The organism is Oceanicola sp. 502str15, from assembly GCF_024105635.1.
Classification (GTDB): domain Bacteria; phylum Pseudomonadota; class Alphaproteobacteria; order Rhodobacterales; family Rhodobacteraceae; genus Vannielia.
In genome coordinates this window covers 2,774,149-2,792,580 of sequence record NZ_WYDQ01000001.1, presented here as the reverse complement: position 1 = coordinate 2,792,580, position 18,432 = coordinate 2,774,149, and the positions used below count along the sequence as shown (strand labels likewise).

The window sequence follows — 18,432 nt, the reverse complement described above, 5'->3', positions numbered from 1 at the left end:
AGAGCATTGGCAGAGAAAGAGAGTGTGACGGCGCTCGACCTTCCCATGGTCGACCCGCTCCCCGAAGCGACCCAAAAGTATTTCGACATCTGCGAAGAGAAGCTGGGACTCGTGCCCAATGTGCTGAAGGCCCATGCCTTCGACATCGACAAGCTCAATGCCTTCACAGCGCTCTACAACGACCTGATGCTGGCCGACAGCGGCGTGACCAAGCTGGAACGCGAGATGATCGCCGTGGTCGTCTCTTCGATCAACCATTGCTTCTACTGCCTCGTCGCCCACGGACAGGCCGTGCGGGCGCTGAGCGGCGACCCGGCGCTGGGCGAGATGCTGGTGATGAACTACCGCGTGGCGGAGCTGCCGGAAAAGCAGCGGGCGATGCTGGATTTCGCTGCAAAATTGACAGAATCCTGCGCAAAGGTGGATGATGAAGACCGTGCCGCGCTGCGCGCCGTCGGTTGGAGCGACCGGGACATCTGGGATATCGCCTCGGTGGTCGGCTTCTTCAACATGACCAATCGCGTGGCCACGGCAACGGAAATGAAACCGAACCCGGAGTATCACGGCCAGAACCGATGAGTCTTCGTGTGGCCCTCCTGGCCGCAACGCTTCTGGCTCCCGCCGCCAGCGTTGCCGATGCCCTGAAGCTGGAGTTTCCGGCCGGTGCCCGCCAGACGGCGGAGCAGGTGGAGACCTTCGGCAGCTACCGGATGCCGATCAGCCCGTTTCGCAATGGCGACCTGCAGAGTGTCTGGGCCGAGGGGCAGGTGCGCCAGCAGGCGTGGCAGGTGCAGACCCGCGGCATGACCACGCTGCAACTGCTGGCGCCGCTGCGCGAGCAGGTGGAGTCGGCGGGCTTTGACGTGATCTTCGAATGCGAGGCGCGGGAGTGCGGTGGTTTCGACTTTAGGTATGCGACCGAGAACCTGCCCGAGCCCGACATGCATGTGGACCTTGGCGACTACCGCTTCATGGCGGCCCATCGGATGGGAGAGGAAAAGCCGGAATACGTGGCCTTTCTGGTGAGCCGGAGCGCCGGGCGCGGTTTTGTGCAGATCACCCGCGTGGGCCCCGAAGAGGCGGAGGCCGACCTGCTGGTGGCCTCGACCAAGAACCCCGATCTGACCGCGAGCCTCGTGGACGCGGGCGACGAGGATGACCTCGCCGGCCCTGCGCTGGCGTTCTCGACGCCGAGCACCACCGAAATGCCGCTGACCCAGCAGCTCGAAATTCATGGCCGTGCCGTGTTGCAGGATCTCGACTTTCCGACCGGCTCCTCGCGGCTGGAGGATGGCGACTATAGCTCGCTCGACCTGCTGGCGGGCTACCTGAAGACCCACCCCGAGCGCTCGGTGGTGCTGGTCGGCCATACCGATGCCGAGGGCTCGCTGGCGGGCAATATTGCCCTGTCGAAGAAGCGGGCGGGCGCGGTGGAGGCCCGGTTGACGGCGCTGGGTGTGCCCGGCGGCCAGATCAAGGCGGAGGGCGTGGGCTTTCTGTCGCCGATCACCTCGAACCTGACCGAACAGGGCCGTGAGGCCAACCGGCGGGTCGAGGCCATTCTGTCTTCTACCGAATAGATTGCCCGCTCAGGCGGCGAGGGGCGGCTGGCTCAGCAGCGAGGCTTCGTAGCCGCGCACGATGGTGCGTGCGGTGGCGCCATAGGCCTGCGGGCCCTCTTCGGCGAGTTCGGGAAAGAGCGCGAGCAGCTCGGCGCGGGTCGAGCGCGACAGGGTGTCGAGCGCGTAGGCGCCGGGGTGGAAGCTTTCGGACGGCAGGCCGGCGCTGCTGACGATCTGGTGGTGATCGAACATCAGGTGCCAATAGGTGACGGAGCGGCGCCCGGTGAGGCGGCGGACCGTGGTGCCGTTGACCAGCGCGGCGGCGGGCACCAGCACCTCTTCTTCGCCGAGCAGCAACTGCGCCCGGGCATTGGCCATCAGCAGGCGGTGCGCGGGGGAGACGACGACCGGCAATGCGGGCAGGCCGGGGCCGAAGGCGTTGGCGGCGATCTCGATGGGGGCGAGGCCGGGCGTGTCGGCGGTCAGCTCGACGCGGGTGCAGCCGATCCAGCGGATCGGTCGGGGGCCGTCATCGACGGTGCAGACGAGATCGCCCAGCCGCAGCCGCTCGACCGGCACGGCGCCGCGGGGCGTTTCGATCGGGGTGCCGGAGGCAAAGCAGATGGTGCCGTCGGGGTTGGCGGCGGCGAGGTCGGAGAGGTTGAACTCGCCGTCCATGTTGCCCCCGCCCACGTCCTGCCCCTGCACGGCGGTATAGGTGCCGCCTTTGGGGATGCCGTTGATGTCGATGACGAAGCGCGGGCCGCCGAAGAGGCCGGCCATCAGGTAATCGTCGCCGGCGGCGGTGCCGCCGTAGGCATCGGGGGTGACGTAGTTGGAGCTGACGACAGGGGTACCGCCGGGCACGAGGTTGCCGGTGCCATCATCGACGGCGCGATAGATCGAGAAGAACTGGCCGTTGGTCACGGTGTCGCCGGTGCCCTGGTCGCGCACCAGAAAGAACCGGCTGTCGGCGTCGCCGAGGGTCTTGATGCCGTTCAGACGGACCGTGGCCACGCCGCCCGGATAGCTGGTGTGCACCGTGCTGAACGTGGCGATCTGGTCGCCGGAAAGGAGATAGGCTTCGCCTGCCATGATGCGCCCTGACGCGAGACTGTCGCGTTCTTTTTGAGACGAATTTGTCTGCTCTCCTCACATATGGGGCGCGGCGGGGCGTCTGTCTTGTAAAACTTGAGGTTCATTTCAATAAATTGATATTGATTACAGAGACTTGGGCGAAAATGTGGCAAAGGGCCGGTTGTGCCACGGAAATGCCACATTTGGGCCCGGTCGGAAAAGAAATGGCCGGGCGCTCGGGCCCGGCCAGTTTGACCTTCTCAGGGAAATTCGTGTGCCGGTTACCAGGTGTCGGGGCCCTTGGTGGCGAAGCTCTGCACCAGGAAGTCGATGAAGGCGCGGACCTTCGGCTGGGTAAAGCGGCCCGGCGGGTAGACGGCGTAGATGCCCAGCATCTCGACCGGCAGGTCGGGGATGGCTTCCTGCACCAGACCGGCCTTTTCGGCCTCGCAGTAGAGGAAGTTGGGCAGGTAAGCGATGCCGAGGCCGGAGATCGCGGCGTTGAGCAGCGACTGGCCGTCGTTCACCGTGAGCCAGCCGGCGGTGCGGACCTGGCGCTTTTCGCCCGAGGGGGCGGTGAGCTTCCAGACGTTGCCGGAGGACTGGTTGGAATAGTGCAGGAGCTTGTGCTCGTTCAGATCGTCGATCTTTTCGGGGCGGCCATACTTTTCGAAGTAGGCGGGCGAGGCGATCATGCGTTTGGTGGTGTCGGCCAGCTTGCGGGCGCGCAGGGTGCTGTCTTCGAGCTCACCGATGCGGATGGCCATGTCGAAGCCTTCCGAGATCAGCTCGACGTAGCGGTTGTTGAGCACCATGTTCACGGTGATCTCGGGGAACTCGCTGAGGAATTCGCCCAGCACCGGCGACAGGTGGTTCACCCCGAAATCGGTGGCGACGGAGATGCGCAGCAGGCCCGAGGGCGCGGATTGCATGGAGGTGACCAGCGCGTCGGCTTCGCCGGCATCGTTGAGCACGCGGCGCGCGCGGTCGTAATAGGCCAGGCCGATCTCGGTCGGGGAGACGCGGCGCGTGGTGCGGTTGAGGAGGCGGGCGCCGAGGCGGGCCTCCAGCGAAGAGACGTGCTTGGAGACGGCGGATTTGGAGATCCCCATCTTCTTGGCCGCATCTGTGAAGCCACCCTGGTCTACGACCGTGGCGAAGGCTTCCATTTCGGTCAGACGATCCATACCGCAACTACCTCTGCTCGTGTTCTTATCGAGGCTCGGTATGGGCGTGAATTCGGGCGCAATTGGGACCGGAGCCGGACATTACCGGGGAATTGCGGGCGATTGTAAGGCTCCCGGAAACGGGCGGGACCGGGTGCGATGGCGCGTTCGGGGCCTGAAATGCAGGGCTGCGGGGCCGGTGGGGGGAGGCAGAACGCGGACGGGCGGCGAGGGTTGGCCCCCCGCCGCCCGCCGATGGCTGGCTGTCATGCCGGGCAGCGCCCGTCAGGCTGCCTTGCGCTCATGGGTGCCTTCTTCGATCTCCTCGACGATCTTGGAGACGAAGGCGGCGAGATCGTCGGGCTTGCGGGAGGTAACGATGCCGTTGTCGGCCACCACCTCGCGGTCGACCCAATTGGCCCCGGCGTTCTTCACGTCGGTCTTGATCGAGGCGTAGGAGGTCATCTCGCGGCCCTTGGCGATGCCGGCCTCGACCAGCACCCAGGGGGCGTGGCAGACGGCGGCGATGGTCTTGCCGGCGTCATGGAACTCGCGCACCAGTTTCAGCACGTCGGGTTCGACGCGCAGCAGGTCGGGGTTGATCTGGCCGCCGGGGATGACGAGGGCGTCGTAGTCGGAAAAGGCGATGTCTTCCAACTTGGCGTCGGCTTCGGCCTCGCGGCCCCAGTCGGCGCCTTCCCAGCCCTTGATCGGCTTGCCGTCGAGGGTGGCGACGTGAACCGTGGCGCCCTTGGCGCGGAGCTGGTCGCGGGGAAATTCGAGCTCGGACTGCTCGAAGCCGTTGGTCGCGATGATCAGGATCTTGGACTCGTTGATGCTGGGCATGTCGGTCTTCCTTTCTCTTGCGTTCATGTTGCCGACTCAACGGCTGCGCCGCCCGGAGGTTCCTGCCTGTGATGGGCGGTTTGGTGCTGAGGGCGGGTGGCGGGGCTTTTTGGGCAGAACCCGGCGCGGGCGCGGGGCGGGGCTCAGCGGCAAAAGGATCATGGCGGGGCGCAGGCGGGAAGGCGCAGGCGGGGCGGGGCGGTTTTGGCGGCGCGGCGCCGGGGTTTGGCGGCGGTGTTCGAGGGGCATGGAAACCGGGGGGGCGGCGGCCTTACCTCTCTCTCGCAGGCCACGGTGCGATGACAGCCGGGGCCGCTAACCCAGTAAGAGGATAGATAGAGCAATGACCAAGATCATGATGACCGCCGCCACAGTTGCCGCCCTTGCCGCAGCCCCGCTGATGGCCCAGGACGCGCCGATGGTTGAGGACACCGATGGCAACGGCACCTTCTCGATGGAAGAGATGCAGGTGGCCTATCCCGAGATCACCGAGGAGATCTTCAGCGAGATCGACACCTCGGCCGATGGCGAGGTGGACACCGCCGAATGGGAGGCCGCCGTGGGGGCGGGCCTTCTGACCTCCGGCTAAGGCCGGAGCGGGCGGCGGAGCAAACCCTTCCCATTCCCAGGTGTTCCGTCGCCCCGTTTGCAAGTGACCTGCTTGCGTGAGGCCGCCAGCCGGATGTTCCGGCTGGCGGTTTTTGTGTGCAGGACGCGGGCCGGGTGCCCGTGGGGTGGGCGCGCAGTGGGGGCCAGCCCCCACACCCCCGGAGATATTTGGACCAAGATGAAGGGCAGGTCAGAGCGCGGCGGCGAGGCGGGTGCCCTGGTCGATGGCGCGTTTGGCGTCCAGCTCGGCGGCCACGTCGGCGCCGCCGATGATGTGGGTGGGTGTGCCGGCGGCTTGCAGGGCCTCGGCCAGCGTGCGGTTGCTGACCTGGCCGGCGCAGAGGACGATGGTATCGGCCTCGATGAGCCGGGGTTCGCCGTTTTGGGTGACGTGGAGGCCTTCGGGCGTGATCTGCTCGTAGGTGATGCCGCCGAGCATCTTGACCTTGGCCATTTTCAGCGCGGCGCGGTGAATCCAACCGGTGGTTTTGCCCAGCCGCTTGCCGGGGCGTTCGTCCTTGCGTTGCAGCAGGGCGATGTCGCGGGCCGGGGCCGGGGGCTGGGGGCCTTCGGGGGCGAGGCCGCCGCGGTGGCTGGCCGGGTCGGTGACGCCCCACATTTCCATCCATTCGGGGAGGTGTTCGGTGGGGCTGTCGCCCTCGTGGGCGAGGTATTCGGCCACGTCGAAGCCGATGCCGCCGGCGCCGATGATGGCGACGCGCTGGCCGACCGGGGCCTTGTGGCGGAGCACGTCGATGTAGCTCAGCACGTTGGGGCCGTTCTGCCCGGGGATCTCGGGGTCGCGGGGGGTGACGCCGGTGGCGAGGATGACCTCGTCGAAGGGGGCGAGGGCCTCGGGGGTGGCCTCGGTGTTGAGGTTCAGCGTGATGTTGGAGCGGGCGACCATGGTGGCGTACCAGTCGACCAGCCCGTGGAACTCTTCCTTGCCGGGGATCTGGCGGGCCATGTTGAGCTGGCCGCCGATCTCGCCAGCCATGTCGAAGAGGGTGACGGCGTGGCCGCGTTCGTCGGCGGTGAGGGCGGCGGAGAGGCCTGCGGGGCCTGCGCCGACGACGGCGATGCGCTTGGGGGTGATGGCGGGGGTGATCACCAGCTCGGTTTCGTTGCAGGCGCGGGGATTGACGAGGCAGGTCGACATCTTGCCGGAGAAGGTGTGGTCGAGGCAGGCCTGGTTGCAGGCGATGCAGGGGGCGATGGTGGCGGCCTCGCCGCGCGCCGCCTTGGGGACGAAGTCGGGGTCGGCGAGGAAGGGGCGGGCCATGGAGACCATGTTGGCGCAGCCTTCGGCGAGGACGGATTCGGCCACCTCGGGGGTGTTGATGCGGTTGGAGGTGATGACGGGGATGGAGACGTGGCCCATCAGCTTTTGCGTCACCCAGGCGAAGGCGCGGCGGGGGACGGAGGTGGCGATGGTGGGGATGCGGGCCTCGTGCCAGCCGATGCCGGTGTTGAGGATGGAGGCGCCGGCCTTCTCGATTTCCTGCGCGAGTTGGATGACCTCTTCGGTGGTGGAGCCGTCGGGCACGAGGTCGATCATCGAGAGGCGGTAGATGAGGATGAAATCGGGGCCGGTGGCTTCGCGGACGCGGCGGACGACCTCGATGGGCAGGCGGATGCGGTTCTCGTAGCTCCCGCCCCAGTGGTCGGTGCGCTTGTTGGTGTGGCGCACGATGAACTGGTTGAGGAAATAGCCCTCGGAGCCCATGACCTCGACGCCGTCATACCCGGCCTCGCGGGCGCGGGCGGCGGCGGTGGCGATGTCGGCGATCTGTTTTTCGATGCCCTCTTCGTCCAGCTCTTTGGGGGGGAAGGGGGAGATGGGGGATTTGAGCGGGGAGGCGGAGACGCAGTCGGGGCCGTAGGCGTAGCGCCCTGCGTGGAGGATCTGCATGGCGATGCGGCCGCCCTCGGCGTGGACGGCATCGGTGACGATGCGGTGGTTGGCGATGTCTTCGGGGGTGAAGAGGCCCGCCGCGCCGGGGTAGACCCCGCCCTCGCGGTTGGGGGCCATGCCGCCGGTGACGATCAGCCCGGCGGAGGCGCGGGCGGCGTAGAAGGCGGCGACGCGGGACCAGTCCTTGGTTTCTTCAAGCCCGGTGTGCATGGAGCCCATCAACACGCGGTTGGGCAGGGTCACGTGCCCGAGGTCGAGCGGGGCGAGCAGGTTGGGGTAGCTGGTCATGGTCTGGCGTCCTCCTGGCAGGCAGAGTGACCCGAGGGGAAAGCGATGTCACGGGCGGACGTGACGTTACAGCCGGGGTGGGCTGGGTCAGCCGCCGGGGGTGGTGAGGGGGGCGGGGGAGAAGAGCACGCCGAACTGCTCGCACCAGACCACCACCGAGCGATAGGCCTCGGGTTTGATGCTGGGGGGCAGGGCATAGCTCTGGTCGCCGATGTTGCCCTTGAGCAGCCCGAGCGAGACCCATTGGCCGGAGGTGACATCGGCGGCGCTCTGCGGGTCGGGGGCGTCGGAGAGCCAGAGCTCGAGATCGGGGCCGTTGGTGACTTCGAACTCGGTAAGCTGCACCTCGATGCGCCCGCCGGGCAGGGAGACGAGGCGGGCGGTGCCGGTGCCGCGATGGGCGGCGTCGGCATCGCGGAAGCGGCCCTCGGCCAGCAGGGTCACGCCTTCGCCGGTGACGAGGCTCTCGTTCACCACCCGGTCGATCCAGAGCGGCGAGGCGAGATACCAGAAGGCGGCGCCGACAACGGCCCCGAGGAGGAAGCTGGGGGCGGCGATGAGGAGGGCGCGCTTCATCAAGGGCGCCCTAGCGGCCCAGCACGTCGAGGCAGTGGCGGCGGAAGGCCTTTTTAAGCATGTCCAGCTCGGCGCGCAGCAGGTCGACTTCGGCGCGGATGTCGTCTTCGAGGGGCTGGCCGGTGACGATGGTGAAATGCTCCAGCGTCGCGCCGCTGCGCCCATCGCGGATTGTGAAGGTCTGCACCCCGTCGCAGAGCAGCGCGGAGGGGATCGGCACGCGGAGCTGCCAGAGGTTCTGCATTTCGCCATCGGCCTTCAGCTCGACCCCGTCGAGCGTCTTGTCGAGGTGGACCACCTCGATCTGCGGCTGCATGTTTCCGACCCCCTCGCCCATCAGCAGGCCTTCCCAGACCCCGGCCTGAATGCGGGTCTTGGAGAGGGTGAGCTGGCTGGTGGAGCTGGTATCTGGCATCGGCCTTCCTCGTCAGATTTCGGCGCGGGGACGGCGCGAGAGGGTGAGATCGCGCAGGACGATCTGGTTCATTTGCGGGCCTTCGAAGATCAGGTCGATCCAGGCCTTCTCGACCCGCTTCTCGTTGAGGCCGGTATAGGCGAGGTCGAACTCGGCCACCTGAAGCCCGCCCTCGGCCACGGGCAGTTCGCGCACGATCTGCTCGGTGTTGGGGCCGTGCTTGACGTTGAGGCGGGCGAAGATCTCGAGCGGTTTCTCGACCTCGAGCTGGGCCTCCAGCCCGATCACGTGCTTGCGCTTGAGCCCGCTGACGGCCTCGGCGGGCAGGTCGAGCACGATGGAGAGAAAGGAGCCGTCGAAGCGGAACACGTCCATCCGCAGGCCGAAGGGGGCGAGATCCTCTTCGGAGGTATTGCGGATCTGGCGTAGGGTCAGCTCGGAGACGGTGCAATCGTGGTAGAGCGTGGCGGCCTGGCCCAGCATGGTGCGGGTTTCGGCGGCGGCGTGGCCCGGCGGCGAGATCGGGCCGCGCCACAGCTCGGGACGCCAGGCCCAGTCGGCGCCGATCGGCTTGCGCATGGCGTTGCTGTCGATCAGCGGCAGGGTCAGGCGCCCGTCGGCCTCATGCACCACTCTGTCGAGCTGGCGGCGCAGCTGGCGTGCCCGGGAGCGCATGCCCCGCAGCTGGGGCAGATCGACCGAGGCGGCAGAATCGGCCGCGCGACGCCAGCGCTTGAGGGCGCGACGGTGCAGGGCACGTTCGATCAGGCTGTCCATCGTTCTTGGCATGCGGCCTGTGCTGTCGGGGGCCATTGGGGGGGCCGGGTGAGAGGTTGTGGCTAGTCTATGCCTGTATGGTGCTGAGGCAAAAGTGTTTCAATGCCCCTAATGCCCTTGGGCCGGGGATTGCCGGCGCAACGTTGCGTGCCGGGCGCAGGTGCCTCTTCAGCCGGCGCTTGCGGCACGAATCCGGGTGGCGAAGCGCGAAATCAGGGCCATGCCGCCGTCGCGGCTGATCCGGTCTTCCTTCAGCGAGTGGAGGATGACCGACACGAGCCTGCCGTTGACGGTGAAGAGGGCGCGCCAGCGGGCCGGGCCCAGCTCTGGCTGGGGCGGGGCGGCGCGGTCGAGCAGGGCGAGGTAGAAGACGCCGTCGCGGGCCTCGGCGCCGGTGATGGTGACGGTGCTGGCATCGCCCGCGTAGGACAGGGTGGCGCGGCCTGCGGCCGAGCGGAAATAGGCGGCGAGCTGGTCGGGGTTGAGGGCGGTGTCGGCGGAGCCGCGCTTGCCCACGGTGGCGGAGAGCAGCCCCATGCGGCCGGGCGCCGGATGCTCGGGCGACTGGCTGATGGCGGAACAGGCCGCCAGCAGCACGAAGTTGCCTTTGCGGGCGCGGGTGTCGATGCAGTAGCCCTCGGGCGCGGCCACCACCACGCCGGCCACCGCGATCTGGGTGGGGGGCTTGGGGGGCACCGAGCGGGCGGGGGCGCCGCCGGGAGCCTGCGCCCCGGCCTGCACCGCCGGTTTTACGCCCGGAAGCTCCACCCCCTCGCAGCCGGCGAGCGAGAGGGCGAGCAGGGCCGCAAGGAGCCTCGCGCCGAGGGGCACCTTACTGGTCCATGTAGATGTGGGTTTCTTCCTTTGCGCCCGGATGCGTGACCGCGCCGTATTTGGCAGAGCCGACGAGCTGGGCGTATTTCCACAGCGAGCCGGAGGCGTAGTCGGTCTTGCGGGGGCCGGGCCATGCGGCCTTGCGGGTGGCAAGCTCATCGTCGGTCAGGTCGACCGAAAGCTCGCCGCTCACCGCGTCGATGGTGATGACATCGCCGGTCTTGATCAGGGCAATCGGGCCGCCGTGGGCCGACTCGGGGCCGACATGGCCGACGCAGAAGCCGCGGGTGGCCCCGGAGAAGCGGCCATCGGTGATCAGCGCGACCTTCTTGCCCATGCCCTGCCCGGAGAGCGCGGCTGTGGTGGCGAGCATCTCGCGCATCCCCGGCCCACCGGCGGGGCCTTCGTTGCGGATGACGATGACTTCGCCTTCCTCGTAGGCGCGCGCCTTGACGGCGGCAAAGGCCTCTTCCTCGTTCTCGAACACGCGGGCCGGGCCGACGAAGCGCTGGTGCTGCGAGGGGATGCCCGCGACCTTCACGATGGCGCCATCGGGGGCGAGGTTGCCCTTGAGGCCCACCACGCCGCCGGTCTTGGTCAGCGGGGTCTCGATGGAGTAGATCACCTTGCCGTCGGCTTCGCGGGTGATGAGGTCTAGCTCTTCGCCGATGGTCTTGCCGGAGGCGGTGATGCACTCTTCGTGGATCAGGCCGGCCTTGCGCAGCTCCTTCATCACCACCGGCACGCCGCCGGCGTCGTAGAGATCCTTGGCCACGTATTGGCCGCCGGGCTTGAGATCGACGAAATAGGGGGTTTCGCGGAAGATGTCGCAGACATCCTCGAGGAAGAAGTCGATCCCGGCCTCGTGGGCGATGGCGGGAAGGTGCAGGCCGGCGTTGGTGGAGCCGCCGGTGCAGGCGACCACGCGGGCGGCGTTTTCGAGCGCCTTGCGGGTCACGACATCACGGGCGCGGATGTTCTGCTCGATGAGGTTCATCACGGCGCGGCCCGAGGCTTCGGAATACTGGTCGCGGCTCTCGTAGGGGGCGGGCATGCCCGACGAGTTCATCAGCGCGAGGCCGATGGCCTCCGACACACAGGCCATGGTGTTGGCGGTGAACTGGCCGCCGCAGGCCCCGGCGGAGGGGCAGGCGACCCGCTCGAGCATGTCGAGCGCGGCATCGGACATCTCGTGGTTCTGGTGGCGGCCGACGGCCTCGAACATGTCTTGCACGGTGAGGTCGCGGGTGCGGAAATCTTCGGGGATCTCGTTGTTCTGGGGCGCCTTGCCCGGAAGGATCGAGCCGCCGTAGATGAACACCGAAGGCGTGTTGAGGCGGACCATGGCCATCATCATGCCGGGCAGCGACTTGTCGCAGCCCGCGAGGCCGACGACGGCATCGTAGCAATGGCCGCGCATGGTGAGCTCGACGGTGTCGGCGATGGCCTCACGGGAGGCGAGCGAGGCGCGCATGCCCTCGTGGCCCATGGCGATGCCATCCGTCACGGTGATGGTGGTGAACTCGCGCGGCGTGCCTGCCGCTGCCTTCACCCCGAGCTTCACGGCCTGGGCCTGACGGTTGAGGGAGATGTTGCAGGGCGCGGCTTCGTTCCAGCAGGTGGCGACGCCGACGAGGGGGCGGTGAATTTCATCCTCGGAGAGGCCCATGGCGTAGAGGTAGGAGCGGTGCGGCGCGCGCTCCGGTCCTTCGGTCACGTGGCGGCTGGGCAGTTTGGATTTGTCGGCCTGGCGTTTCAGCATCTTTTCTCTCCCGGTCTCAGTCGCTCCGGGAATAGTCCCGGCGCGGCCAAGGGGCAAGCCGGATTGCACCCCATGGCGCGCTCGCCTATCTCAGTCAGGATGGAGCAGACCCGTGGCATATGACCGATTGAGCGAGTTCGTCGCGCCGGCCCGCACCACCCCCGACCTCTGGCGGATCGGGGCGGTGCTGGGGCTGATGTTTCTGGCGGTGATGATGTTGCAGCAGCTGGTGTTCGTCATCCTGGCGGCGCTGGGCGGGCAGGATGCGGTGCGCGCGGTCTTCGAGGCGGAGGGCGAGACCACGGCGGGGCGCACGCTGGCGGCGCTGTTCTCGCACGGGCTGTTTGCGGTGGCGCTGGCGATCGGGCTGCGGGCGGTGCATCGGCGCGGGTTTCTGAGCCTGTTCGGGCCGGGGGCCCATGCGGCGGGCGATTTCTTTCGGGTGCTCTACTGGCTGGCGCCGCTCTACGTGGCGGCGATGGTGCTGCTGCCGACGGATTACGACATCGTGCGCAACGAGGCGATGCCTACGGGGCGCTGGATGCTCTACCTGCCGCTCGGCCTTGCGGCGGTGGCGGTGCAGGCGGGGACGGAAGAGGTGTTCTTTCGGGGCTACCTGACCCAGCAGATCGCGGCGGGCAGCCGGGTGGGCAACTTTGCATGGATGGCGGTGCCCGCGATCCTGTTTGCGATGCTGCACTGGACGTCGAGCGCGGGGGACAATGCCATTTGGTTCTGCCTCTGGGCGCTGGCCTTCGGGCTGGCCGCCGCCGACCTGACGGCGCGGGCGGGCAACCTCGGCCCGGCGCTGGCCCTGCATATCGTGAACAACGCCGTGGCCCTGCTGGGCGTGGCGGTGCCCGGCCCGGTGGCGGGGCTGGCGCTGTACCACACGCCCTTTGCCGCCGATGCGGGGGTGGTTCCGGGGCTGATGCCGCTGGAGTTCGGCCTGCTCTTCGTCGCATGGCTGGCGGCGCGGGTGGCGATCCGGGGCTGAGGAGGGGCACGGCGGGACAAGTCCCGCCCTACGAAGGCGGCCCATGGCGCGCAGCGGCGGGACAAGTCCCGCCCTACGGGTGTGGCAATCGCCGTGCGAACGGGTAACGTGGCCGAAAAGGTCCGAGAGTGCAGGCGGGGAACTGGCGATGAGACATCCGGAATTCACGGCGATGCTGGTGCCTGCGAGGGTCTACCCGCAGATCTGGCGGCTGCTGCTGGGCGTGCTGCTGATCCTGTTCATCTATGTCTCCTGGTCGCTGCTGGTGCTGGGCGGCGCGGTGGGGCTGGTGGCCGCGGAGCAGGGGCTCTGGGGCGTGATGCCGTTTTTCCAGGAGTTGCAGGTCGGGCGGATGCCGGGCTCGGTGGCGCTGCTTCTGCTGACCTTCGGGGGCATGGCGCTGGGGCCGGTGCTGGCCGCCGCTGCGCTGCATTTTCGCGGCCCCGGAACGCTGATCGGGCCGTGGGGCGAGTGGTGGCGGGGCTTCGTGACCGCCTTTGCCGTGGTCGCGGGGGTCTTTGGCGTGCTGATGCTGGCGAGCGCGATGATCTGGCCGCCGGTGGCCAACATGGAGCCGGGGCGCTGGCTGATGTGGCTGCCGCTCGCCTTGCCGCTGCTCTTCTTGCAGATCGCCGCCGAGGAACTGCTGTTCCGGGGCTACCTGATGCAGCAGCTCGCGGCCCGCTTTGCCGCCCGCTGGGTGTGGTTCACCCTGCCGGCGCTCTGCTTCGGCCTGCTGCACTGGGACCCGGAGGCGGGGCGCAACCTGCCGCTGCTGCTGCTCTCGGCCTTTGCCTTCGGCCTCGTCGCCGCCGACCTGACCGAGCGCACCGGCTCGCTGGGCGCGGCGATGGGCTTTCACTTTGCCAACAACCTGCTGGCGCTGTTCATCCTGAGCATCAAGGGCACCATCACCGGGCTTGCGCTTTACGTTACGCCATGGGGGCTGGCGGAGGAGGGCATGGTGTCGCTCGGGCTGATGGTTTCGATCCTGCTGCTCTTCGCGAACTGGTGGATCATCAAGGCCTTGCTGGACCGCTGACTCTTGCGTCAGGACGGGGTGCAATGTAGGGTGGCGACAAAGGTGAGAAGACCAAAACTATGCCGTGGATGTGCGGCTCGCCGCCTTCCGGAGCGCCCGGCCAGCCCGTTCTGTGCCGGGCTTTTTCTCGGCCCGCAGGAGCGCCGCGAATGCGCAGCCCACCCCGGATATTGACGCTGATCCTGCTTACCGGTCTGTCGACCGTTTCGCTCAACATGTTCGTGCCCGCGCTGCCGGCGATCGCCGCCGAGCTGGGCACCAGCTATGCCACGGTCAGCCTTGCGATTGCCGGGTATCTCGCGGTGATGGCGGTGACGCAGATGGTGATGGGGCCGCTTTCGGACAGGTTCGGGCGGCGGCCGGTGATGCTGGGCGCGCTGGCCTGCTACGTGGTGGCCGCCAGCGGGGTGGCGCTTTCAGGCAGCGCGGGGGCCTTCCTTGGCTGGCGGATGCCGATGGCGGCGATTACGGCGGGCTGGGTGGTGACGCTGGCGGTGGTGCGCGACACGGCAGCGCCCGGCAAGGCGGCGGCGATCATGGGCACGATCTCGGGCGCGATGGCGCTGGCACCGCTGCTGGGCCCGCTCATTGGCGGGGTGGTGGCGCAGGTGCTGGGCTGGCGCGCGATCTTTGCGCTCTACGCGGTGGCGGGGGCGCTGATGCTGGCGCTGTGCTGGCGCGACTTTGGCGAGACCCGCAAGCCCGCCCCGCGCGAGCCGCTGCGGGCCAGCGCAAGGCGGCTGTTGGGCGACGGCGGCTTTTGGGCCTTTGCCGGGTGCACGGCGCTCTCGACCGCCTGCTTTTACGGCTATATCGCGGGCTTTCCGGCGGTATCCGAGGCGCGCTACGGGCTGGGCGAAGCGGCCACGGGCGCGGCGCTGGGGGCGATTACCGGGGGGTTCATGTGCGGGGCCTTCGTTTCGGCCCGGCTGGCCGAGCGCGCCGGGCTGACGCGGATGATGCTGGCCGGGCGGCTCTGCGCCGCCGGAGGGCTGGCGGGCGGGCTGATCTGGGCGCTGGCGATCGGGCCGCTTTCGGCCCCGGGGCTGGTGGCCTCGGTGATGTTCGTGGGGCTGGGCAACGGGCTGACGATGCCCTCCTCGAACGCGGGCGCGATTGCGGCGGTGGAGGGGCTTGCGGGCTCGGCCTCGGGGTTGCTCGGGGCGCTCACGGTGGCGCTGGGCGCGGTGGTGACGGCGGGCGTGGCCGCGTTGGTGGCCACCCGCCCGACCCCGGCCATGCTGCTGGCCACCCTTCTGGCGCTCGCGCTCGCCGCGCTTGGTGCCGCCGTGATCGCCCACAGGCGGGGTTGATTGCAATTCTGCCGCGCCCGGCCTATCTCACGGGGGCAGCAGCAGGCAGCCCCCGGAAGGTGCGATGAACTGGATCTCCAACTACGTCCGACCCAAGATCAACTCGCTGTTCTCGCGGCGCGAGGTGCCCGAGAACCTGTGGAAGAAGTGCCCCGAGTGCGGCACCATGCTGTTTCACCGCGAGCTGACCGACAATCTGAATGTCTGCACGAGCTGCGACCATCACATGCAGTTCACCCCGCGCGAGCGGTTCAACGCGCTGTTTGACGGCGGCATCTTCACCGAGGTGAAAGTTCCCGAGCCGGTGGCGGACCCGCTCATGTTCCGCGACCAGAAACGCTACCCGGACCGGCTGAAGGCGGCCCAGCGGGCGACCGGCGAGCATGAGGCGATGCTGGTGGGCGAGGGCGAGATCGGGCGCACGCCGGTTGTGGCCGCGGCGCAGGATTTCAGCTTCATCGGCGGGTCGATGAGCATGTATGTGGGCAATGCCTTCATTGCCGGGGCCGAGCGCGCGATTGCGCTGAAGCGGCCCTTCATCGTGTTTTCGGCCGCGGGCGGGGCGCGGATGCAGGAGGGCATTCTGGCCCTGATGCAGATGCCGCGCACCACCGTGGCGATCCAGATGCTGAAGGAGGCGGGGCTGCCCTACATCGTGGTGCTCACCCACCCGACGACGGGCGGGGTGACGGCCTCTTACGCGATGCTGGGCGATATCCACATTGCCGAGCCGAACGCGCTGATCGGCTTTGCCGGCAGCCGCGTGATCGAGCAGACCATCCGCGAGCAGCTTCCCGAGGGCTTCCAGCGGGCGGAATACCTGCTGGATCACGGGATGCTCGACCGGGTGACGCATCGCAAGGCGATCAAGGAAGAGCTGGTCTCGCTCTGCCGGATGCTGATGGGGCTGGAGCCACCGGTGGCCGGTGATCTGCCTGCCCCCGAGCCGGCCGCGGAGGCCGCGCTGCCCGCGCCGGAGGCCAAGGCCCCCGCACCGGAGGCCGCGCCCGCCAAGGCCGCGCCGATGGAAGAGCAGAAGAAGTGAACAGCGCAGCCTTGCTGGAGCGGCTCATGCGGCTTCACCCGGCGGAAATAGATCTGACATTGGGCCGGATGCACCGGCTGCTGGCGGCGCTGGGCAACCCCGAGCGGCGCCTGCCGCCGGTTGTGCATATCGCGGGCACCAATGGCAAAGGCTCGGTGCAGGCGATGCTGCGGGCCGGGCTGGAGGGCGCGGGGAGCCGGGTGCACGCCTATACCTCGCCGCATCTGGTGCGGTTTCACGAGCGCATCCGGCTGGCGGGCGAGGAGATTTCCGAGGCGGCGCTCTGCGAGGTGCTGGAAGAGGTGATCGAGGCCAATGGCAGCGAGGAGATCACCTTTTTCGAGGCGACGACGGCGGCGGGGATCGTGGCGATGGCCCGTACCCCGGCGGACTGGTGCCTGCTCGAAGTGGGGCTGGGCGGGCGGCTGGATGCGACCAATGTGATCGACACCCCGGCGCTGTGCGTCATCACCCCGGTGGCGCTGGATCACCAGGAATATCTGGGCGAGACGCTGGAAGAGATTGCGGGCGAAAAGGCGGGCATCCTCAAGCGCGGGGTGCGGGCCGTGGTGGCCCGGCAGGAAGAGGCCGCGGAGGCGGTGATCGAACGCGAGGCGGCGCGCACCGGCGCGACGCTTCTGGTCGAGGGCCAGCATTGGCACGGGCAGCTCGATCACGGGCGGCTGGTGGTGCAGGACGAGACCGGCCTTGTCGATCTGCCCCCGCCGGTGCTGCGCGGGCCGCACCAGGTGGCCAATGCCGGGATTGCCGTGGTGGCGCTGCGGGCGCTCGGGCAGGGCGAGGCGGCAGCCGAAGCGGCGATGCTGAAGGCAGAGTGGCCGGCCCGGATGCAGCGGCTCGACGACAGGAACGGGCTGGAGCTGTGGCTCGACGGCGGCCACAACCCGGCAGCGGCCCATGTGCTTGCCGCCGGTCTGGCCGAACTGCCACCGCGCGAGACGGTGCTGGTGGTGGCGATGCTCGCCAACCGCAAGCCGAAGGACTTTCTGGCGCCGCTGGCAAAGATCGCCGCGGCCCTCGTGGCGGTGCCGATCCCCGGCGAGCCCAAGGCGCACCCGCCGGAGTCGATCGCGCGGGCCTCGGAACGGCTGGGCCTGACGGCGCAGGATGCCCCCGACCTGGAGGCGGCGTTGGCCCATATTGCCCTTGAACGCCCCGGCGCGCGGGTGGTCATCTGCGGCTCGCTCTACCTTGCGGGCGCAGTGCTGGGCAATCGGGCCTAGAGCGGCCCGCGTCACCCCCGGAACCACCCCGAACCCACCCCGAACCCACCGCGAAACCAGCCGGAAACACCCGCGATCTGACCCCGGGGCAGGGCCTTGGGCCGCAGGAGCGGGCAAAATCGGTTGGGGGCGCAAATTTGTGCAGGTGTTAAGTGCCTGAAACGACTCGATAACCCATGTTTTTTGGCCACACCGTATCCTGTGGGCCACACTTCATATTGACCAAATCGGCGGAAAGCCGCTAGATTTTGGGGTAATTTCTAAACGCTGCACCCGCCTGCCAGCATACTATGAAGGGCGCAGTGAGGATTGGGGGACGTGTCATGCGCTTGGCCGCGTTAGCGATTGCGGCGGGGTTTGCCTTTGGGGCTTCCGGCCTCGGGGCGGAGCCGCTCTGGATTACCGAGGACATCCTGTCGAAGAGCTTCGACCTCAAGGGCGAAGCGATCACCATCGAGCGGGAGCCGGTGGCGGGATCGGGCCTGAGCGAGGAGCTGGCACAGAACTGCCCGCCGGCCTGCATCCAGCCCAACGAGGCTGCCGAGGGCGTGAAGACCGTGGGCGAACTCGAGGTGATCTCCTTCCTCGAAGGCGAAGTGGCCAATGGCACCGGGCTGTTGCTGGACAGCCGGATGCCCGAGACCTTCCTGAAGGGCACCATTCCGGGCGCGGTGAACGTGCCCTACTCGACCCTCGACCCGAAGAACCCCTACCGTGACGAGATCCTGAAGGCGCTGGGCGCGGTGGAGCTGCCCGGCGGGGGGCTCGACTTTGCCGGTGCGATGGAGCTGACGATGTTCTGCTCCGGCCCGTGGTGCGACCAGTCGGCGCGGGCGATCAGCAACCTGGCGTCGGCGGGGTATCCGGCGGAGAAGCTGAGCTACTATCGCGGTGGCCTGCAGGTGTGGTCGCTGCTCGGCCTCACCGTCGCGCAGCCCTGACCGAGATGCGGGGGCAAGACAAC

General features: G+C 68.3%; 18 protein-coding genes. 9 read left to right on the top strand and 9 right to left on the bottom strand.

Annotated elements, in window-relative coordinates; translation table 11 throughout:
- The first annotated feature begins 6 nt into the window (after positions 1–6).
- A complete protein-coding gene (locus GTH22_RS13610; protein ID WP_256471585.1) occupies positions 7–579 on the top strand; it encodes a peroxidase-related enzyme in 573 nt (190 codons plus the stop codon).
- A complete protein-coding gene (locus GTH22_RS13605) occupies positions 576–1,580 on the top strand; it encodes an OmpA family protein (protein ID WP_252945961.1) in 1,005 nt (334 codons plus the stop codon). The genes GTH22_RS13610 and GTH22_RS13605 overlap by 4 nt, the downstream gene beginning before the upstream one ends.
- A 9-nt stretch (positions 1,581–1,589) precedes the next feature.
- Here GTH22_RS13605 and GTH22_RS13600 read toward each other — a convergent pair whose 3' ends face one another.
- The 3 genes from GTH22_RS13600 to GTH22_RS13590 form a co-directional block, all read right to left on the bottom strand.
- Complete coding sequence (locus tag GTH22_RS13600; protein ID WP_252945959.1) at positions 1,590–2,657, bottom strand: Hint domain-containing protein; 1,068 nt, start codon at positions 2,655–2,657, stop codon at positions 1,590–1,592.
- Between the two features lie 263 nt (positions 2,658–2,920).
- The gene (locus tag GTH22_RS13595) at positions 2,921–3,826 is read right to left on the bottom strand and encodes a LysR family transcriptional regulator (protein WP_252945957.1); all 906 of its coding nucleotides are present in this window, start codon (positions 3,824–3,826) and stop codon (positions 2,921–2,923) included.
- 264 nt (positions 3,827–4,090) lie between these two features.
- A complete protein-coding gene (locus GTH22_RS13590; RefSeq protein ID WP_252945955.1) occupies positions 4,091–4,651 on the bottom strand; it encodes a type 1 glutamine amidotransferase domain-containing protein in 561 nt (186 codons plus the stop codon).
- A 343-nt stretch (positions 4,652–4,994) separates the two neighbouring features.
- Between GTH22_RS13590 and GTH22_RS13585 the strand changes: the two genes are divergently transcribed.
- Positions 4,995–5,240, top strand: a complete 246-nt coding sequence (locus GTH22_RS13585) for an EF-hand domain-containing protein (RefSeq protein ID WP_252945953.1) — start codon at positions 4,995–4,997, stop codon at positions 5,238–5,240.
- 210 nt (positions 5,241–5,450) lie between these two features.
- Here GTH22_RS13585 and GTH22_RS13580 read toward each other — a convergent pair whose 3' ends face one another.
- The 6 genes from GTH22_RS13580 to ilvD all read right to left on the bottom strand — a co-directional run bounded on the left by GTH22_RS13580 (position 5,451) and on the right by ilvD (position 11,827).
- Positions 5,451–7,463, bottom strand: coding sequence for an NADPH-dependent 2,4-dienoyl-CoA reductase (locus GTH22_RS13580; protein ID WP_252945951.1), 2,013 nt, complete (start codon positions 7,461–7,463; stop codon positions 5,451–5,453).
- An 87-nt stretch (positions 7,464–7,550) separates the two neighbouring features.
- Positions 7,551–8,039, bottom strand: coding sequence for a DM13 domain-containing protein (locus tag GTH22_RS13575; protein WP_252945949.1), 489 nt, complete (start codon positions 8,037–8,039; stop codon positions 7,551–7,553).
- A gap of 10 nt (positions 8,040–8,049) precedes the next feature.
- Positions 8,050–8,454: a hypothetical protein gene (locus GTH22_RS13570; protein WP_252945948.1), complete on the bottom strand. Its 405-nt coding sequence runs from the start codon at positions 8,452–8,454 to the stop codon at positions 8,050–8,052.
- A 12-nt stretch (positions 8,455–8,466) separates the two neighbouring features.
- A complete protein-coding gene (locus GTH22_RS13565; RefSeq protein WP_252945946.1) occupies positions 8,467–9,231 on the bottom strand; it encodes a DUF6478 family protein in 765 nt (254 codons plus the stop codon).
- Between the two features lie 168 nt (positions 9,232–9,399).
- On the bottom strand, positions 9,400–10,062 hold the full coding sequence (locus tag GTH22_RS13560; protein ID WP_252945944.1) for a hypothetical protein: 663 nt from the start codon (positions 10,060–10,062) through the stop codon (positions 9,400–9,402).
- A 1-nt stretch (position 10,063) separates the two neighbouring features.
- Entirely contained in the window at positions 10,064–11,827 is a 1,764-nt protein-coding gene (ilvD, locus tag GTH22_RS13555) for a dihydroxy-acid dehydratase (RefSeq protein WP_252945942.1), read from the bottom strand.
- Between the two features lie 112 nt (positions 11,828–11,939).
- Between ilvD and GTH22_RS22275 the strand changes: the two genes are divergently transcribed.
- From GTH22_RS22275 to GTH22_RS13525, 6 genes are all read left to right on the top strand, one after another.
- Positions 11,940–12,824 (top strand): type II CAAX prenyl endopeptidase Rce1 family protein, encoded by an 885-nt coding sequence (locus GTH22_RS22275; protein WP_252945940.1) that lies wholly within the window; start codon positions 11,940–11,942, stop codon positions 12,822–12,824.
- Positions 12,825–12,972: 148 nt separating this feature from the next.
- Entirely contained in the window at positions 12,973–13,866 is an 894-nt protein-coding gene (locus tag GTH22_RS13545) for a CPBP family intramembrane glutamic endopeptidase (protein ID WP_252945938.1), read from the top strand.
- A gap of 149 nt (positions 13,867–14,015) precedes the next feature.
- Complete coding sequence (locus GTH22_RS13540; RefSeq protein ID WP_252945936.1) at positions 14,016–15,179, top strand: MFS transporter; 1,164 nt, start codon at positions 14,016–14,018, stop codon at positions 15,177–15,179.
- A 64-nt stretch (positions 15,180–15,243) separates the two neighbouring features.
- On the top strand, positions 15,244–16,224 hold the full coding sequence (accD, locus tag GTH22_RS13535; protein WP_252945934.1) for an acetyl-CoA carboxylase, carboxyltransferase subunit beta: 981 nt from the start codon (positions 15,244–15,246) through the stop codon (positions 16,222–16,224).
- A gap of 26 nt (positions 16,225–16,250) precedes the next feature.
- Complete coding sequence (locus GTH22_RS13530) at positions 16,251–17,468, top strand: folylpolyglutamate synthase/dihydrofolate synthase family protein (RefSeq protein WP_252947642.1); 1,218 nt, start codon at positions 16,251–16,253, stop codon at positions 17,466–17,468.
- 323 nt (positions 17,469–17,791) lie between these two features.
- Positions 17,792–18,409, top strand: coding sequence for a rhodanese-like domain-containing protein (locus tag GTH22_RS13525; protein WP_252945932.1), 618 nt, complete (start codon positions 17,792–17,794; stop codon positions 18,407–18,409).
- Positions 18,410–18,432 lie beyond the last annotated feature (23 nt).

Excerpts from the sequence above, each read along its gene's own strand:
- GTH22_RS13605 (WP_252945961.1), top strand. The coding sequence starts at position 576 with ATGAGTCTTCGTGTGGCCCTCCTGGCCGCAACGCTTCTGGCTCCCGCC.
- GTH22_RS13600 (WP_252945959.1), bottom strand. The coding sequence starts at position 2,657 with ATGGCAGGCGAAGCCTATCTCCTTTCCGGCGACCAGATCGCCACGTTC.
- GTH22_RS13595 (WP_252945957.1), bottom strand. The coding sequence starts at position 3,826 with ATGGATCGTCTGACCGAAATGGAAGCCTTCGCCACGGTCGTAGACCAG.
- GTH22_RS13590 (WP_252945955.1), bottom strand. The coding sequence starts at position 4,651 with ATGCCCAGCATCAACGAGTCCAAGATCCTGATCATCGCGACCAACGGC.
- GTH22_RS13585 (WP_252945953.1), top strand. The coding sequence starts at position 4,995 with ATGACCAAGATCATGATGACCGCCGCCACAGTTGCCGCCCTTGCCGCA.
- GTH22_RS13580 (WP_252945951.1), bottom strand. The coding sequence starts at position 7,463 with ATGACCAGCTACCCCAACCTGCTCGCCCCGCTCGACCTCGGGCACGTG.
- GTH22_RS13575 (WP_252945949.1), bottom strand. The coding sequence starts at position 8,039 with ATGAAGCGCGCCCTCCTCATCGCCGCCCCCAGCTTCCTCCTCGGGGCC.
- GTH22_RS13570 (WP_252945948.1), bottom strand. The coding sequence starts at position 8,454 with ATGCCAGATACCAGCTCCACCAGCCAGCTCACCCTCTCCAAGACCCGC.
- GTH22_RS13565 (WP_252945946.1), bottom strand. The coding sequence starts at position 9,231 with ATGGACAGCCTGATCGAACGTGCCCTGCACCGTCGCGCCCTCAAGCGC.
- ilvD (WP_252945942.1), bottom strand. The coding sequence starts at position 11,827 with ATGCTGAAACGCCAGGCCGACAAATCCAAACTGCCCAGCCGCCACGTG.
- GTH22_RS13545 (WP_252945938.1), top strand. The coding sequence starts at position 12,973 with ATGAGACATCCGGAATTCACGGCGATGCTGGTGCCTGCGAGGGTCTAC.
- GTH22_RS13540 (WP_252945936.1), top strand. The coding sequence starts at position 14,016 with ATGCGCAGCCCACCCCGGATATTGACGCTGATCCTGCTTACCGGTCTG.
- accD (WP_252945934.1), top strand. The coding sequence starts at position 15,244 with ATGAACTGGATCTCCAACTACGTCCGACCCAAGATCAACTCGCTGTTC.
- GTH22_RS13530 (WP_252947642.1), top strand. The coding sequence starts at position 16,251 with ATGCGGCTTCACCCGGCGGAAATAGATCTGACATTGGGCCGGATGCAC.
- GTH22_RS13525 (WP_252945932.1), top strand. The coding sequence starts at position 17,792 with ATGCGCTTGGCCGCGTTAGCGATTGCGGCGGGGTTTGCCTTTGGGGCT.